Raw genomic sequence first — 17,721 nt, 5'->3', positions numbered from 1 at the left:
TACATTTGGTTCATATTATATTTAGCAAAAGTTTTATTCAGCAAGCACGAAAATCAGTATATCCGCGTCATCACTGTAGGTAATTATCAATATGGTCAGTTCTCAAAATTTTTCGGTCACGCCTTTGTACCATATCTTGCAGCGTTTGATGCGTTTGTGTCGGCCGCTATGTTTAGCCGTTCCGCTATGGGCAGCGAGTACAGGGCTTGTTAGTGCAGAAAGCTGGAAAGTTAATCTGCAAGATGCCGATATCAAAGCATTTATTAATGAAGTGGCGACCATTACCAATCAAAACTTTGTCCTTGATCCGCGTATCAACGGTAACGTCACCGTCATCTCTAATAAAGCGCTATCGCGTGACGAGATTTTTCAGCTGTTTTTAAGTGTCATGCAGGTCAATGGTATTGCCGCTATCGATTCGGGTACGACCATTAAGCTGGTACCAGATAACGTCGCCAAACAATCTGGCGTGGCGGTGGACTTACGCGGGGACAGTTTCGGTGAAGCCTTAGCGACACGGGTGATTTATTTGACCAATACCCAAGCGGCAGAAGTGCTTGGTGTCATTCGGCCCTTGATGCCGCAGTCCGCCCATGCAGCAGCGGTACCGGGCGTTAATGCGCTAGTATTGTCTGACCGTGCTGATAGTCTTAATCAGCTCACGTCACTTATCCGCGATTTAGACAGCAACGTCAATGACAGTTTGCAAGTCATACCGCTGCGTCATGTCGACGCTGAGCGTATGATGGAGTTGATTAGCGCCTTGGTGGCAAGCGCAGGTAGCGGGCAAGCACAAGGTGGCAGTAATCAGCTAAAAGTCATCGCTGACACCTCTAGTGATAGGCTGCTCGTCAAAGGCAGTCCGGAGATGATTGCCAAAGTTCAAGAAATGGTCAATCAATTAGACACTACGCCTTCGAGACGTTTAAGTGGTCTGCGCGTCTTTCGCTTAAAATATGCTAGTGCCGGTCACATTGCAGAGATGCTGCGCGGCTTGCTTGCCAGTCAGTCTATTAATAGCGCTGGTGCGGCTTCAACTTTAGAGTCAGCTTCGCTAAACGGCGCCAGTAGTACAGGCTCGGCCCTTAACAATAATACTAATGCGCTTACCAACAGTGCTACGAATACTAATACTGGCGCTACGGGAGCAGCGTTATCTACTGCAAGTACAGGTGGCACAGGTAATGGTATCGGCGGGCGACCTTTTAGCATTATCGCGGATGAAACGCAAAATGCTGTTATCGTCAATGCCGCGCCCGAGCTGATGTTTGAGATTGAGGATGCCGTCGCTCAGCTCGATAGCCGCCGTGCCCAGGTTTTGATTCAAGCGGCGATTGTTGAGGTTTCAGGCGATGACGCTACCCAACTTGGCGTACAATGGGCGCTGGGTAATGCCAATAGTGGCTATGGCGTGGTCAACTTTAATAACGTCGGCGCGAGTGCCGTCTCGCTTGCCGCCGCCGCGTTATCAGGTGGCGCAAATATTAGTGCAGCAGCAGGTTCTATTGCTGGGGCGTTAATTGGCATCGGTGATAGTAAAAAAGACAGCCAAGGTAATACTCAGTTTTATGGTGCAATCTTACAAGCGCTTGATTCGTCGACCAGCGCCAATCTGCTGTCGATGCCATCAATTCTAACCTTGGATAATGAAAAGGCCAGTATTTTGGTCGGTCAAAACGTGCCTTTTGTCACCGGCTCTTATACCACAGGCAGTGACTCATCAACCAATCCATTCCAGACCATTGATCGCCAAGATATTGGTATTAATCTAAATGTTATACCTCATATCGGCGACAATGGCACCGTACGTCTAGAGGTTTCGCAAGAGGTTTCGTCGGTAGTACCTGGCAGTGCCGCCAATGCCAGTGGCCTGATTACCAATAAAAGCTTGATTAATACCACCATCCTAGCCGACGATCAGCAAACCATTGCCTTGGGTGGTTTAATGCGCGATAACACCACTACCCGCCAACAAAAAGTTCCCGGTTTGGGCAGTGTACCCGTCATCGGACGGCTGTTCCGTTCTGATAATGACAGCACGCAAAAGAGTAACTTAATCATATTTTTGCAGCCGACCATCTTACGTGACGGCGGCGCTGTCGCTAGTGTGACTGAGCGCAAATACAATCAGATGCGCGTCCTACAGTTGGTTATCGACAAAAACGGCACTATTAAACAGCTGCCACTTAGCGGTACAGAAGGCTGGAATGGCAATGTCAGCGCAGACTATGAATTGATGCCACTCAATCCACTGGTACCTAAGCGTGACCAAACGCCAAAAACCACTTCACAAGGGTTTACCAAAGTAGATACGCCAAGTAGTAGTGGCATCACCACGTATCCTTTAAAACGCTAAATTCTAATATAGAGCGCTTGCGAATGGATAACGCAGGCGCTAACTTCTTGATTAGAATACAGCCCATCTCATCAGTAAATGTACGGCATGATAGCGCTGCCGTACATTAGCTTGCGTATTCATAACACAGATAAACACAGTACATTTTAGAGGAGCGTATAATTAGAGTGAATCTAATAACATATTGCTTTTATAAGCAATTTTTTAAGATAATTATTTAAATAACTGTCCTTTAAGTAGACTGGGTTAAGTTAGTGATTTTTAAGTTAATAGTAAAAGTAGCTAGAACCTATAGGCGCCACTAATGAGCAATCTTGATAATGAAAAGAAAAAGAAATGGTTAGCCTTAAGTGCGGTTACCATGGCTGTATTACTGATTCCGCGGCGTAGTAGTAAAAAGGCCGATAGCCAATTATCAAATCATAATAACGATGATAAAGTGCCTGACGAAAAAGCAGCTAATAAAGTCTCTAATTTAAAATAAACGTCTATATTTAAGAAAAATAATGAAAACCATTAAATTTGGAGGCTATTGATGACTGCGATTTACGCCTCATTTAACGCTAATGAGAAATTGCCTACAATTTTTCCTCTCATTGATACCCATACCCATTTTGACGCTCCCGTGTTTGATGTCGACAGAGAGGAGCAAATACAAAAAGCGTATCAGCGAGGCGTGCGCCATTTGGTATTGGTAGGGTATTTACAACGGCATTTTGACCGTTTATACGCAACTAAAGAATTTATTAATAAACAGGTGCACGCTATTGCAGGACAGACATTTGAGCAAAAAGAAATCTCTCTGCATGCGCATATTGCCCTAGGCTTGCATCCTTTTTATATCGATAATCATACGGATGAGCATTTAGAAAACATGGCGCAGATGTTAAATGACAAACGTCCTTTGGCCATCGGTGAAATCGGCTTTGATACCTTTACGGATGAGATGAAACAGCCTGATATGGTCGCCAAGCAAGCGCGTTTTTTTAAAGCCCAATTGGATATGGCGGTGAGCCAGCAGTTACCTGTGATGCTACATATCCGTAAAGCGCATGCTGAAGCATTGGCGTTGTTAAAGGCGCATGACTATGATGCTCATGAGCTTGGCGGCGTTGCCCATAGTTTTAGTGGCGGTGAACAAGAAGCAAAAGCCTTTGTAAAACTGGGCTTTAAACTTGGGGTGACCGGTCAGGTGACCAATCCAAATGCCAAAAAGCTGCGCCGTGCGATTCAAGCAGCGGTCGATACTTATGGTATTGAATGTTTGGTCATCGAGACAGATTGCCCAGATATGACGCCGATAATGTGTCAAGTTTCGAGCGGTAGTCAGTCAGCACTTGGCCAAAGCCCAGATGATGAATGGGGCGATGCACCCGCTCATGATAGAAATGTCCCAGCCAACTTACCTTATGTATTAGGCAGTTTAAGTGAATTACTTGCTGTGCCAACCGAGACGCTTGCCGAGCAATTTTGGCACAACAGTTGCAATGCTTTACGTACCGATTGGCGTTATCCAGTTCAAGAGTAGTCCAAGATACTTATTAATAATAAACAACCTTTTAATCGAGCTTTAATTTGTTATGACCGAAGAGACACAATTGCAGCAAACTATAAAGCAAACAGATACTTTAGTTAATAAAGAGGTCACTGCGCGCAGCGAGCAACAACTTGCTGCTGACAGCGTCGATGTGATTGATGAATCGTCCGAGCAGTATGAACGCCGTTTTAAAGGCACGCAAACATTGTATGGTGCCTCTGCTGTCGATACCTTTGCCGCAGCGCATGTTTACGTCATTGGCGTTGGCGGGGTGGGTTCTTGGGCGGCAGAAGCGCTGGCTCGCACCGCCGTTGGTACGATTACATTGATTGATTTGGACATATTGGTGGCGTCAAATGTCAATCGTCAGCTACCCGCGTTAGACAGTACCTTTGGTCAAAGTAAGATTGCGGCAATGGCAACACGTATCCGTGAGATTAATCCGAAAGTTGAAATAAATCTGATAGATGATTTTTTAACACCTGAAAATGTCGCAGCATTATTGCCCACGCGCGAGCAAGCAAAAATGGCTATGCAAAAAAATCCAATTGTTATTTTAGATTGTGTTGATGATATGAATGCTAAGCTTGCTATTGCCCTGCATTGCCGTTTTAACAAACTAAAATTGGTGTGTGCAGGCGGAGCAGGTGGTAAAATAGACCCGAGTCAAATTCGTGTAAGCGATTTACGCGATAGTTATCAAGATCCGTTGTTGGCAAAGCTACGCAATAAACTGCGCCATGAAAAAGGGATTAATAGTACGCTTAAAGAGAGATTTGGCATCAAATGTGTCTATTCGACAGAGCCACCGCGTGTTGATAAAAGCTGTCAAACAGGCGGTTTACACTGCGGTGGCTATGGTTCGGCGGTCGTCGTCACCTCAGTGGTCGCGATGCTGATGGTTAGTGAAGCATTACAATTATTGCTCAAACAGGCGGCGGTCAAGCCAAGCGTCTGACCTGAATTAACGGAGTCCATTTTGTCTACATCTAACTCGTCAGAAATCGGTTATCGTTATCCTGTCGCTGCGGAAGACGCTGAGCGTATTAGTAAACTCAAAAAATATCAGGTACTCAACAATAATGAAGAACCTGCTTTTGCGCGTTTAACCGAGCTTGCGAAATTGTTTTTTAATATGCCAGTCGTAGCCATTACCTTTATGGATGAGGAAACCCAGTATTTAAAATCGCTGCATGGGCTCGATGGTATTTGTACAACGTCACGCAAAGTCGCTATTTGTAATTATACTGTCCTGTCGGATGAGGTTTTGGTACTGCCAGATTTGACAGAGGACAGTCGCTTTAGTCAAAACCCGTTGGTGACAGAAGCGCCATATTTGCGTTTTTATGCTGGCGCGCCGATTATTATGCAAGAAGATGGCAAGACCTATCGTTTGGGTTCTTTATGTTTGATGGATATGCAAGCGCACTACGATTTTACCGATAATGACGCAGATATATTGGCGCAGTTTGCTGCGATGGCTGCCGATGCTTTGAAACTTCAAGACCAGCAGCGCCATGCCAAGCATGCTAATGAGATGAAGTCAGAGTTTCTGGCCAACATGAGCCACGAAATACGTACGCCGATGAATGGCATCATTGGTATGGTTGAGATGCTCGCTGAGACTAAGCTGAGCGCTGAACAACAAGAGTACGTCGATAATATTAAAGTCTCAAACGAGCACTTATTGGCGATTATTAACGGTATTTTAGATTTATCAAAGGTTGAGTCGGGCAAAATGACCATCGATTCAATACCGATGAATATATCGAGCCTTTGTAACGAAGTGGTGAGTTTATTTGCGGTCAAAGCCCGTCAGCGAGGTTTGACGTTAGATTATCATTATACCGAGGCATTATCGCCTTATATCAAGGGTGATCCGGTACGCATCAAACAAATCATGGTAAATTTGGTCAATAACGCCATTAAATTTACCCGTGAAGGCGGACGGGTGACCATTGACGTTAAACACATGGAAAACAACCCTTGTGAGGATAAATACGGTAATCATAAGTCTATATGCAGTCATGAGCTACAAGTAGAGCAAGCTTCTCATTATAATACTGATGATAGTGGTTCGGTTAATCATCAAGACATGACGCTTTGTATTGAGGTTACAGATACCGGTGTCGGTATCAAGCCAGAATCTTTAGAGGCGATATTTGATGCTTATGATCAAGCCAATAAATCGACTCATCGCCTTTATGGTGGAACAGGTCTAGGTCTGTCAGTTTGTAAATCTTTGGTAGAGCTGATGGGCGGCTATATCGAAGTAGATAGTGCCGTCGGTATTGGTACGACTTTCACCGTATTATTGCCGCTACCTCCTATCGATGAAGCGCATTACGAGAGCTGGCAAGACTCAAACGACTTTGGTATGACAGAACCAAGTCATGAGCTTATTGGTCATATATTGCTGGTCGAAGATGATAGCGTCAATGCCATGATTGCTAAAAAAGCACTGAACAATAGCGGTCATACGGTCACTCACGTCACGGATGGACAACAAGCCATAGAGGTTTTTTCGTTAAATCCTGAGCAGTATGATGTCATTTTGATGGATCATCACATGCCGATTATGGATGGTGTACAAGCGACGATTAAACTGCATGAGCTTTATGACCCGCAAGCATTGCCGCCTATCATCGCCTTGACCGCCAATGCGATGGATGGTGAGCGTAAAAAATATCTTGATGTCGGTATGCAGGATTATTGCACCAAACCCTTTAAACAAGAGCAGCTTAATGCTTTGGTGCAATACTGGCTGATGTATAAGCAATCGATGGAAGAATAATTTCCTCATCTAAAAAGCATTTGACATTAAAAAAGCTTAACCCCTAATAGCGGTTAAGCTTTTTTTAAACGAGATAAAGACGCTTAGTTAACGCGCGTTTGGTAATCGCCGGTACGGGTGTCAACACGAACCACTTCACCTTGCTGGACAAATAACGGCACACGTACCACAGCACCTGTCTCTAGGGTTGCAGGTTTGCCGCCACCACCTGACGTATCTCCGCGCACACCTGGATCGGTTTCAGTAATTTGCAGTTCAACAAAGTTAGGCGGCGTGACCGATAATGGCACACCATTGAATAGGGTGATGGTGCAAAGCGCGTTACTGTTTTCTTTTAGCCATTTTAGTGCATCACCAATCGCGGTTTTGTCGGCTTGTAATTGCTCAAAACTCTCAGGGTGCATAAAGTGCCAAAATTCACCATCGTTATAAAGATAGTTCATTTCTGTATCGATGACATCCGCCGCTTCCAAGCTATCGCCTGATTTAAACGTCTGCTCGAGCACGCGACCACTGCGTAAGTTGCGCATTTTGACACGGTTAAAGGCTTGCCCCTTACCCGGTTTGACAAACTCATTTTCAAGAATGGCATACGGATTGCCATCGAGCATGACTTTGAGACCAGCTTTAAATTCGTTAGTAGAAAAACTTGCCACGGAAGACTCCTAAGGGTTGTAAGTATTGTCATCAATAATTGGATGTGGGGTTTGCGCCTTGCTGTGCTAAAGCTGCCTATGATGCACAAGGTTGTAGAATAATTCGTACGCTTTGATAGCGGACGTACTAAGAGCGTATAATAGCGGCTTTTGGGCACAGGTATAAGGTTGTCATGATAAACCATTTAATCACACAAAAAAACTGGCAAACGCAATTATCGGAAGCGATAACCTCTATTGATGAGTTGCTTGAGCTACTAAAGCTCCAATCATTGCGCTCAGAGGTTTATATACCTGAACATTTTGTGCTGCGTGTACCGCGCGGTTTTGTGGCAAAAATGACGGTCGGTGACGTTGATGACCCTCTGCTTAAACAAGTATTGCCCAATAAAAAAGAACAAATCGCTGTGACCGGTTATGTGGCAGACCCTTTAAGCGAAAATACGCACAATCCAGTAAAGGGTTTATTGCATAAATACCAATCAAGAGTCTTATTAACCATTACGGGTGCTTGTGCCATCCATTGTCGTTACTGCTTTCGCCAGCATTTTGACTATAGCGCCAATATGCCAACCGCCGATGCCAAAGAGCATATTATCAATTATATTAGCGCCCATCCTGAGATTAACGAGGTGATTTTAAGCGGCGGTGACCCGCTAAATGTCACCAACAGACGCTTATTTTCTTGGCTCGATACCTTAGAAGCGATTCCGCAACTGACCACCATCAGGCTGCATACTCGTTTGCCATTGGTCATTCCAGCGCGTTTAGATGAGGCGCTATTGGATAGACTGTCGCAAAGTCGCTGCCAAATAGTGATGGTGATTCATTGTAATCATGCCAATGAGATTGATGCGCTGACCGCTGAGTATTTGCAGCGTACGCGCGCGGCGGGCGTCACTTTATTAAACCAAGCGGTACTGTTAAAGGGTATCAATGATAGCATGACGGTGCAAACCGCATTGAGTCAGCGCTTGTTTGCCGCTGGCGTTCTGCCTTATTATCTGCATGTCTTGGACAAAGTAGACGGTGCTGCCCATTTTGATAGTGACGAGCAAGCTGTTATTGCGCTTTATTGGTCGTTACTGGCAGCATTACCTGGTTATTTAGTGCCAAAATTGGTGCGCGAACTACCGAATAAACCCTTTAAAGTACCGATTGATATTTACAATGAAACTTAAAATAGGCAATATGGTACATCAGAATTTTAGTAGACAAATAACGATTAAATTATTATTAATAGTAATTTTTAGTGATAAGTTTAAAAATTCTCATAAATAGGCACTGTTAAAGTACTCTGAGTCAAACTCATAAAGTGGTCAGTGAGCAGTCAATTTGAGATCTATGCCTAAATAGTTTGTGCCCGAGTGGTTTGTACTTAAGTGTCGTCGTCTATAAAGGTAAATTCTAGAGATAGACTTCTATTGATAGCCTACGCAATTACTAAGGATAGTAATGGTAAATTTATCGACATTTCAGCAGTATTTAACAACGAATGCGCCCTTATCGCAACCATTGCCTAGATCGTTTAATAGCGATGAGCAGCATTTGCGCAAATGGGCTGCGCTGTTGCCCCTGCAAACAGAGACGCAGCAAATAGAGCAATTAGAACAAGTGCTTACAGAATTGCGCACGGCAAATATAGATGATCGACAACGTCTGACGCTATTTAATATTGTGCTGGATGCGGCCAATCAGCTGATTGCGCTGCTGCGCCAGCATTATATCTATGAGACGCAGGCTTTCAACGCTTATCAGTTGGATTATGTGGCACAAGTGAAGTCGCTGTACTATTTAATGATTATGGGTTACGACGGCGTTATAAAACGAGAGATTATTCTTTTAGCAGATAATGAGTCGCAATCAGCCATCAATCTGTGGCAGCGCTATTTTATCAATGACAAATCCTCGCCGATTACTTTGGCCATTGCAACCTATCAGACGCTGCTGATGTATCAAAAGTTACTGTTTGAAGAAGCGCTTTGCTATCAAAAGCCTACAGCGTCCTTATGGTCTAATATTAATCAGCTCTACTATATGGCTTGCCAACAGCGGACAGTGGATATTGATGTCAGTACTTATATCACCACCTACTGTGCGGATACTATCCATCAGTTATATGCTCAGTTATGTTTGCATAGCTTGTTAAACGTGCGTGCCATGCGCCGAGCCAATATCTTGATGGTACAGCGTTTGCTATTAGAGTGGAGTGAACACCTTATTATAACAGTAGAGCCGCAGACGGAGACAAAGGTGTTCGTCAATTTAAATAGTGACAGCGCACCGACGTATTTGACCGCCCATTGTGCGATCAATCCTTATGATGCCCATCATGATTGTGTATTTATCGAGTTAGCGGCGCTGGTCGCTCATTTGAAATCGCGTAGGGATAAACTTATCGAGGAAGGTCGAGAAGGCGCTGAATATTGCTTGCTTAACACGGTTGCCATGACATTAAGCTATCGCTATATCAAGCCTCGCTTGACACTACCCATCAAGCAAAGTGCCAAACAAGAGGCTTACGTCATCACGCGATTCAATGACATTCATTACCGCGTCAGTAACCAGCAAAGCTTATCAAGTTTGATTGTCGCTAAAGTGCTGCCAGATTATCAGCAACCCCGCTACGATACCTTGCCAAAAAAACATGCCAACGATAAAGGGTTAGCGGTAGAGACATTTGACGGTAGATTTAATGATGGCGCTGTCAATAATGACGATTTTTCTATTTTTCGTACCTTGCGATTATTGCCCAAACCAAAAGAACCAGTGGCAACGGCTGAGCATATGGCGTGCAAAAACGTTCATTCATTTTTTGGCCCTGAGGCATCAATAAAAAGCAGAGAGACAAATGATACCCTCGAAAAAGACTATAGTCCTAAAGGTATAAAAGATATAGCAAGTATTGCTAATAATGACGTGCTAGATTCTATTAAACCGCCATCACTGCGTATTATGAGTCTGTTCTTATTATGTCGTCCTCATCAATCAGCGTCACCTGACTGGTCAATAGGGGTGGTACGCTGGCGCGAGATGGATAACGAAAAGCCTGAAATTGATTGGCAAGTACTTGGTCATCAGCTCATCGCCTGTGGTATTCGTCTGCACAATAGAGACAATCGCAGTCGGCATTTTGTACCAGCGCTTGTCGTTGGGGGCGATGAGCAATTACAGACTGTACGTAAAGATAGCTTAACAGGTATTGATAATCGCCTCGGTTTTGAATTGCAGCTGACTAAAGTGTATGAGCAAGCAAAACAAGGCGCTTTGACGGCAGGATTATTTTATATTCAACTCGATAATGTGGGTAAGATTAGAAGCAGCTTGGGTTTACAAGGCATTGATACCACCGTACAACAAGTCGCGTATGCCTTAGATGAGCTAATGACAAATGAGATAGAGGGAAACAGCCATGTGAGTCGCTTTAGCGATACCGCTTTTACTATCTTGGTAGAAAATCAAAATACCGCTGCGCTTGAGAAATTGGCTAAGAAAATTGGCTCGACCATTAGTGACATGCTAATCGAGGTAGATAAACGGACGACAAGTACCACGGCAAGTATTGCGATCGTAAAAATAGAAAAAAATACGCCTGAGCCAAGAGTGTTGCTCGAGCGGGCACTGGATGCTATCAATCAAATTATGATTGAAACCTCCAATCATGGCGATACATACCATCTGTATGACGCCAGTGAACATGCCAATAGTGATGATCATGCTTTGGCTGAGTCTTTAGTCGATGCCATTGCTAATAATCGCTTTGAGCTGTCTTTCCAGCCCATATATGATATCAATCATGATCGTAGTGATTTCTTTGAGGTATATCTGCGTTTGCCACTAGCGGATGCAAATAATACAGTATTGACCCCCGACCAGTTTATGGCGGTGGCCAAAGCGCACAAGCTCCTTGAAAAAATTGACCGCTGGATATTGATCAATGCCTGTAAAAAAATCAATGACGTGCGTAAATCCCATCCAGATGCAAGGTTATTGGTACAACTGACCAATGCGTCGTTGATAGATAAAAAACTGCCGAGCGTCGCTAGTCAACTCATCAATGCTGTTGGTGGTAAAGCGGGCGCGTTAACCTTACAGTTTAACGAAAAAGACATTGCCGATCATTTGACTGTCGCAAAATCGCAATTTAAAGCGCTTAACCAAGTCAACTGCCTGCTGGGCATTAATAATTTTGGCTCATCAGCTAAGTCGGTTGAGCTGGCCAATTTTGTGCAGCCTGATATGGTGCGCTTAGCCCGCAATTATGTCGAAGGGATTGATAACCCCGAGAATTTAGAAACGGTTAAGTCGCTCATCATGCGTACCAATGAAATTAGCGTTGATGTCTTGATGCCATATATTGAAGATGCGGCGACCATGTCAGTCGCGTGGAGCGTGGGCGCACGCTACTTACAGGGTTATTATTTAGAAGCACCTAGGGCGTGTCATCAATTAAGCCAAACGACACAAGAAACTAAGTGAATGGCACTAAGGAAATGACTGGCTAACTTATCATAGCGAGTGGCAATCGCACGATACTGCTTAATCTTGGCAAAGAAGTTCTCTATTAGGTGCCTCGCTTTATAAAGCTCTTTATCGAAGTCTCTTGGCTGCAGCCGATGACACTTAGATGGTATAACTGCATTACCTTGCACTGCTTTAATCGGTTCAATAACGCGGGCATCAGCATCGTAAGCTTTATCGGCAAGCCACGTTTGGCTAATACTGACATCAAGCAATTCATCTGAGCCACACAGGTCATGAGCTGCCCCACCTGTTAGATAAAAGCCAGTAGGATTGCCTAATGCATCTGTACGAGTATGTATTTTAGTCGTCAGTCCACCTTTGCTGCGTCCAATGGCTTGATCCCTTTTTTTCCAGCACTGTGCTGGTGGGCTTTAACAATCGTGGCATCTAGCATGGCATATTCGTCATCGGATTGTTCAGAGAGTTGATTAAAAACCTGCTCCCATACGCCTTTTTTTGACCAGCGACTAAAACGAGTATGAATCACTCTGAAGTCGCCAAAGCGTTCAGGTAGGTCACGCCAAGGTATGCCGGTCTTGTAACGGTACAGAACCGCTTCTACGAACAAGCGGTTATCCTTTGTAGTAACACCAACGTCACTTGGTTTACCAGGTAGAATGTCTTTAATTCTCTCCCATTGGTCATCACGTAGGGCATGTCGTCTTGTCATAGTCATTGAGCTCAAATTCCTAAATACGATCTAAGTATAGCTTATTCTGAAATATCTATGCTAATTGATGACACGCCCTAGTAATACCATAAAAGTGGCAAGCGAGAGCTAAATTTGGGTAAATAAACTTCATGTTACATTAGCCCTGTTTAACGGTTAGCAACGATATATACTTCTACGCAGCGTTATGTTTGTTTATCCTTTTTACCTTGTATTATGGTGAAGGTAGGCGCATACATAGCCTCTGCTCCTCAATTTAAGATTATTCCACCATGTCTATTATCAAAAAATACTCATTAGGCGCTGTATGTGCCGCTATGCTATTGCTCACCGCTTGTGAAAAAACACCGCCTGATTATCGAGATCCGGTCACGCTGCCGCTTTATACTGAGGGCGATGCCGATAACGGTGCGCTGATATACCAAGATGCTTGTGGTCAGTGTCATCAGCTCAACCCTGGACTCAATAAAAAAGGGCCGCAGCTGATGAATATTTATGGCGCAAAAGCCGCCGAGCTAGAGGATTATACCTATAGCGAAGGGCTTGCGGCATCAGGTTGGGTATGGGATGCTAAGACGCTTGATACTTATATCGCTGATGCTGAAAAAGCCATGCCCGATTCAAAAATGCTGTCAGATCCGATGCCAGATAGTAAGGAGCGTGCCGATGTGATTGCCTATTTATCAACGCTGCGGGCACCGGTACCAACAGTTGATGAAACAAAATAGCAGCAACGCTCGATTGAGAAATACCTAACAGAGAGGTGTTCTTTTTTAAACCTATTTCATTAAAAAATGAGCCAAGAATCAATAATGAAGCAAGCCACCAATGACTATCGCCATAATCAGCAAAAAATTGCTCAGCTAATGGCGCAATTAAATCAAATAGTGCTAGATAAACCCGAGGTGGTTAAACTGGCGCTCAGTGGTATTTTGGCAGGCGGGCACTTGTTGTTGCAAGATCTGCCAGGTATGGGTAAAACGACGTTGGCGCAAGGCTTGGCGCAATTGCTCGGGTTGAGTTTTAGCCGTGTGCAATTTACCAATGATATGCTGCCAGCAGATATCTTGGGTATGAGTATTTTTGATCAAAGTCAGCAGCAATTCGAGTTTCGTCCCGGTCCTATCTTTACGCAGCTGTTACTCGCCGATGAGATCAATCGCTCTAGCCCTAAAACCCAAAGTGCGTTATTAGAAGCGATGGAAGAGCGGCAAGTGACGCAAGATGGGCACACCTATCCATTGCCGCAGCCGCTTTTTGTCATTGCTACCCAAAACCCTTTGCAGCAAGCGGGCGTTTATCCGCTGCCTGAATCGCAGCTGGACAGGTTTTTATTGTGTTTGTCACTTGGTTATCCATCGCCTGCCGCTGAGCGCGAGCTGTTAAAGGGACAAAATCGCCGTGAGCTATTAAAACAGCTTGGCGCCGTACTAGATACCGAGGCGGTCCTATTAGCGCAGCAAGGCGTCAAGCAGGTTTATGTCGCTGATGTAGTATTGGATTATCTGCAAAGACTGGTTGCAAAAACGCGTGCAAGCTTTGATTATCATGGTTTATCACCGCGTGGCGTACTATCACTACAGCGTGCGGCGCAAGCCTATGCTTATGTATCGGGACATATGGAAGTGACGCCTGAAGATATTCAAGCGGTGTTTGCGGCGGTCACTGACCATCGACTTGGCCAGCGTTTCGTGCCTGCACACGTGACTGGCGGACAAGTCACACAAACCATCGCCCAACGTATATTGGCAGACGTGGCTGTCGTTATTTAATCGTGCAAATTTTTTATGGTAAGGATAGGGTAGTCATGAGCATATTGCCAAAAGCCTTAACCGTACCAGCTAGATCATTATTAAGCCGTTGGTTTGCCGCGCGTGCGCCCAAAAGCGATAATGCGACGCTGAATTTGCGTAACGTCTATATCTTTTTTAGCCGTGAAGGGTTGCTGTTTGCCGTTTTATTAATCATCACCTTTATCGCTGGTATCAACTATAGTAATAACTTGGTATTGGGGCTGTGCTTTTATCTCATTAGCGTCTGGCTCATTAGCTTTCATGTAACCTTCGCCCATATCTCGGGTCTGCAAGTCCGTCTGCTTGATGTCACCATGGCAGAAGCCGGCGCGCCTGTTTGGGTCACGTTGCAGCTGCGTAATGACAGCCGCCGACCAAGACGACAGTTATTATTTACCTTTGAGCAAGTTGCCTCTGAGCAGACTGAGCAAAAGCCTTATAAAAAAGCCGATAAAAACAACGATAACCAACATGAGATTAATGCTGATAGTCAGCTCTCAGTATTGGTCACGCGCCTACAAGACGAGCAAATCATTCGTTTGCCGGTGCAGACTTATCGTCGTGGGCAGTTGCAACTACCAAGATTAAAAATAAAAACCGTTTACCCCTTAGGGATTATGCGCGCATGGTCATATGTCTATTTCGCCCGTAGCGCGTGGGTTTACCCAAAACCTGAAGTATTTGACTGGCAAGCACAATATGCCATTGCCAGTCCGGAGGATTTGCCGATAGGCGGGCAATATCGCCAAGGTCAAGACGACTTCGAGCGGCTTGATAACTATATCGAAGGCGAGTCGTTAGCACGCGTTTCTTGGGGTCACGTGGCGCGCGGCCAAGGGATGTTTACCAAGCATTTCGCTGATCCTGTTGGCCATGAGCAAACCTTAGACTATACTGATATGCCAGCGGCGCAGCATGAACAAAAACTGGCGCAAATGGCGTACGGGGTGCTGACATTGGGTGAACTTGGCGTCCCATTTAACATGCGCTTACCCAATGAGATAACGGTTAATAAGCATGCTACTGCAACGATGGGCGAAGGTGAGGCGTTTGCACAAGCCTGTTTGTTAAGATTGGCAAAATCACCATGAACAACTTCAAACACCATGCTGCAAGTGAGACACAGATAAACCCTGCGAACTTTGCGCAATTGGCATTGGGGCAAAATATCAGTGCCCCTAATGGCGTGAGCAGCCATCATAAATGGACTCGCAAGCTACTTGCCTTGCCAGCCTATTATTGGGTATTGATTGCGCAAGTTATCGTCATTTTACCGCATGCAGCGCACCTGCCGTTATGGCTCATGGGTTTTGCGCTGGTCAGTATCATTGCCCAACTACCGCGTATTAAAGCTAAGTTTAAAAAACTGACGCATCTAAAACGTGTCTATCAAAGCATGCAAATGCTTGGCTTCTTACTTGGGCTTGTGGGCTTATGGCTGACTTATAACACGGCGTTTGGTCTGGATATGGGTGTGGCATTTTTAGTACTGTGCCTTATCAGTAAGCTGTGGGAATTGTACAAGCGCCGTGATGCTTATGTGGTGCTCAATTTATCTTTGTTTGTCCTTGCTTCACTGTTTTTGATGGATCAAGGTATCGTGACGACAGTAGAGGTAATCATCGGCGCGGTTATTGTATTGTTAGCATTTATTGCGCTTAACGATGATGGCAATACTCGCGGTGATGGTCGCCTGCGTACTTTGGGCGTGCTGGGTATTGGCGCATTGCCGCTGTTGGTCGTGCTGTTTTTATTCTTTCCACGCTTGCCGCCACTATGGTCAGTACAGCTCTCAGGTCAGCAAGCGACTACAGGTGTCTCTGACAGTATGTCGCCCGGCGACTTTGCCAATTTGGGTCAGTCAACTGAGCTAGCTTTTCGGGTAGAGTTTGCAGATAAGCGCCCGCCACAACAGCAGCTCTATTGGCGCGGCTTGGTTTTTAGTGAGTTTGATGGGGTCACATGGCGTCCCAGTCCGCAGCAACGAGAATGGCAACCCGCGCCGCAAATGCCAAATTGGATAGCGAATGCCTTAGCGACTGTTCCTGATGAGGTAAAAATTGCCCCGAATCGTTATCAAATTATCTTAGAGCCAACGCAGCAAAACTGGCTGTTTGGACTTGATTATCCTTTTGCTCAGCAGCAAGATATCAGTATTACCTCAAATTTTACCTTAAAAAAAGATCAGCCGGTTACCCAGCAGCTGCGCTACGATGTCTTGCAGTTTGCGCCGATGCGTATCGACCCTATGCTGTCTGAGGCGTCGCGCCGTCTCAATCTTGCACTACCAAGTAGCGGTAATCCGCAAGCACGCCTATTGGCGCAGCAGTTATTTGCCCAGTCTGGCTCGGATCCCGTGCGCTATATACAGGCAATCGAGCGCTGGATAAACCAAACCGAATTTCGCTATACGCTATCACCGCCACGTTTAAATACCAACCGTATTGACGAGTTTTTATTTAACACCAAAGCGGGATTTTGTGAGCATTATTCTTCTAGCTTTACCTTTATGCTGCGCGCCGCTGGTATTCCTGCGCGAGTAGTGGCAGGCTATCAAGGCGGAGAGCCTAGTCGTAACGGTAACGTTTGGGAAGTGCGGCAAATGGATGCGCATGCTTGGACGGAAGTCTGGCTTGAGAGTCAAGGCTGGGTACGTGTCGATCCCACGGCTTTTGTCGCCCCTGAGCGCGTCGAGCAAGGCATGGATGCGCTGACACAGGCGCGAGGAGCGACAATGTTCGGCGATGGTGCTGGGGCACAAATCAGCTATCAGCAGTATCAAATGCTGCAAACCTTACGCCGTCTATCAGACCAAGCGAGCTATTATTGGCAAAAGGACGTCGTTGGTTACGATCAAGATAAGCAAGCTGACTCATTGCTTAAATGGTTTAATATTCGCTCAATCATGCAGCAAATCACTTGGTTGGCAGTAAGTGCCATTAGCGTTATGGCGATTCTTGTGTTTGTTATCTGGCAGCGTCGCCGCAAACGTTGGCATCCAGCAGACCTGCCACTTGCCCAACTCTCAAAACGCATCGCTAAAGCGGATAAGTCGCTTGCTCGTGATGATAGCGAAGGCCAATTGGCTTGGCTTGCGCGTTTGGCAAGCGTAATTGATGATGACAGTGGTCAAAATAGTAGTAAGCATAATAATGCCAGTAAGCTAACTGCTAGTGGTGACTCAAAAACTGTCCAAGTAAAAATTGAGCAGATTCAACAACACTATCGCAAGCTACGCTATGGCCGTTTAAGCACACTTGCAACCAGCGATAGCGAATATCAAACGGTGCTTAAACAGCTCAAGAAAGAGACAAGTGAATTGTTTTAATGGCTGTTTTGTGAAAGTGCTGTTTAGGGCGTGATAAATTTTTAGTAAAAATAAAGGAGTGGA

12 protein-coding genes and 1 pseudogene are annotated in these 17,721 nt (G+C 45.1%); 11 read left to right on the top strand and 2 right to left on the bottom strand.

Features of this window, described 5'->3' with window-relative positions:
- Positions 1-91: 91 nt before the first annotated feature.
- From gspD to AB8P72_RS10430, 5 genes are all read left to right on the top strand, one after another.
- A complete protein-coding gene (gspD, locus tag AB8P72_RS10450; RefSeq protein WP_193032232.1) occupies positions 92-2,356 on the top strand; it encodes a type II secretion system secretin GspD in 2,265 nt (754 codons plus the stop codon).
- A gap of 304 nt (positions 2,357-2,660) precedes the next feature.
- Entirely contained in the window at positions 2,661-2,840 is a 180-nt protein-coding gene (locus AB8P72_RS10445; RefSeq protein WP_369957737.1) for a hypothetical protein, read from the top strand.
- Positions 2,841-2,891: 51 nt separating this feature from the next.
- Complete coding sequence (locus tag AB8P72_RS10440; RefSeq protein WP_191690413.1) at positions 2,892-3,884, top strand: TatD family hydrolase; 993 nt, start codon at positions 2,892-2,894, stop codon at positions 3,882-3,884.
- A 160-nt stretch (positions 3,885-4,044) separates the two neighbouring features.
- Complete coding sequence (locus AB8P72_RS10435; protein ID WP_369811268.1) at positions 4,045-4,851, top strand: ThiF family adenylyltransferase; 807 nt, start codon at positions 4,045-4,047, stop codon at positions 4,849-4,851.
- 21 nt (positions 4,852-4,872) lie between these two features.
- On the top strand, positions 4,873-6,687 hold the full coding sequence (locus AB8P72_RS10430; RefSeq protein WP_369957736.1) for an ATP-binding protein: 1,815 nt from the start codon (positions 4,873-4,875) through the stop codon (positions 6,685-6,687).
- A gap of 83 nt (positions 6,688-6,770) precedes the next feature.
- On the opposite strand, the gene efp is transcribed toward AB8P72_RS10430, so the two are convergent.
- Positions 6,771-7,343 (bottom strand): elongation factor P, encoded by a 573-nt coding sequence (gene efp / locus AB8P72_RS10425; protein ID WP_068403887.1) that lies wholly within the window; start codon positions 7,341-7,343, stop codon positions 6,771-6,773.
- A gap of 173 nt (positions 7,344-7,516) precedes the next feature.
- Between efp and epmB the strand changes: the two genes are divergently transcribed.
- Both epmB and AB8P72_RS10415 read left to right on the top strand, forming a co-directional pair.
- Positions 7,517-8,524, top strand: a complete 1,008-nt coding sequence (gene epmB / locus AB8P72_RS10420) for an EF-P beta-lysylation protein EpmB (protein WP_369957735.1) — start codon at positions 7,517-7,519, stop codon at positions 8,522-8,524.
- A gap of 274 nt (positions 8,525-8,798) precedes the next feature.
- A complete protein-coding gene (locus tag AB8P72_RS10415; RefSeq protein WP_369957734.1) occupies positions 8,799-11,822 on the top strand; it encodes an EAL domain-containing protein in 3,024 nt (1,007 codons plus the stop codon).
- On the opposite strand, the pseudogene AB8P72_RS10410 reads toward AB8P72_RS10415, so the two are convergent.
- Positions 11,789-12,537 (bottom strand): annotated as a pseudogene (locus tag AB8P72_RS10410) (IS5 family transposase). The gene AB8P72_RS10415 and the pseudogene AB8P72_RS10410 sit on opposite strands and share 34 nt — an antisense overlap.
- Before the next feature lie 272 nt (positions 12,538-12,809).
- On the opposite strand from AB8P72_RS10410, the gene AB8P72_RS10405 reads away from it, so the two are divergent.
- From AB8P72_RS10405 to AB8P72_RS10390, 4 genes are all read left to right on the top strand, one after another.
- A complete protein-coding gene (locus tag AB8P72_RS10405; RefSeq protein ID WP_144296603.1) occupies positions 12,810-13,265 on the top strand; it encodes a cytochrome c family protein in 456 nt (151 codons plus the stop codon).
- 84 nt (positions 13,266-13,349) lie between these two features.
- On the top strand, positions 13,350-14,309 hold the full coding sequence (locus tag AB8P72_RS10400) for an AAA family ATPase (protein WP_369957733.1): 960 nt from the start codon (positions 13,350-13,352) through the stop codon (positions 14,307-14,309).
- 35 nt (positions 14,310-14,344) lie between these two features.
- Positions 14,345-15,421, top strand: a complete 1,077-nt coding sequence (locus AB8P72_RS10395; RefSeq protein ID WP_369957732.1) for a hypothetical protein — start codon at positions 14,345-14,347, stop codon at positions 15,419-15,421.
- Positions 15,418-17,658 carry a transglutaminaseTgpA domain-containing protein gene (locus tag AB8P72_RS10390; protein WP_369957731.1) on the top strand — a complete coding sequence of 747 codons (2,241 nt, stop codon included), beginning with the start codon at positions 15,418-15,420 and terminating at the stop codon, positions 17,656-17,658. The genes AB8P72_RS10395 and AB8P72_RS10390 overlap by 4 nt, the downstream gene beginning before the upstream one ends.
- The last annotated feature ends 63 nt before the right edge of the window (positions 17,659-17,721 follow it).

Origin of the sequence: Psychrobacter sp. CLB018, from assembly GCF_041222815.1 — a bacterium.
In the GTDB taxonomy this organism is placed as follows: domain Bacteria; phylum Pseudomonadota; class Gammaproteobacteria; order Pseudomonadales; family Moraxellaceae; genus Psychrobacter; species Psychrobacter faecalis.
Note: the sequence above shows the minus strand (reverse complement) of the source record. Positions and strands in the feature narration are given on the sequence as shown.

Bases quoted from the DNA above. Each gene is read 5' to 3' on its own strand.
- gspD (WP_193032232.1), top strand. From the start codon at position 92: ATGGTCAGTTCTCAAAATTTTTCGGTCACGCCTTTGTACCATATCTTG.
- AB8P72_RS10445 (WP_369957737.1), top strand. From the start codon at position 2,661: ATGAGCAATCTTGATAATGAAAAGAAAAAGAAATGGTTAGCCTTAAGT.
- AB8P72_RS10440 (WP_191690413.1), top strand. From the start codon at position 2,892: ATGACTGCGATTTACGCCTCATTTAACGCTAATGAGAAATTGCCTACA.
- epmB (WP_369957735.1), top strand. From the start codon at position 7,517: ATGATAAACCATTTAATCACACAAAAAAACTGGCAAACGCAATTATCG.
- AB8P72_RS10415 (WP_369957734.1), top strand. From the start codon at position 8,799: ATGGTAAATTTATCGACATTTCAGCAGTATTTAACAACGAATGCGCCC.
- AB8P72_RS10405 (WP_144296603.1), top strand. From the start codon at position 12,810: ATGTCTATTATCAAAAAATACTCATTAGGCGCTGTATGTGCCGCTATG.
- AB8P72_RS10400 (WP_369957733.1), top strand. From the start codon at position 13,350: ATGAAGCAAGCCACCAATGACTATCGCCATAATCAGCAAAAAATTGCT.
- AB8P72_RS10395 (WP_369957732.1), top strand. From the start codon at position 14,345: ATGAGCATATTGCCAAAAGCCTTAACCGTACCAGCTAGATCATTATTA.
- AB8P72_RS10390 (WP_369957731.1), top strand. From the start codon at position 15,418: ATGAACAACTTCAAACACCATGCTGCAAGTGAGACACAGATAAACCCT.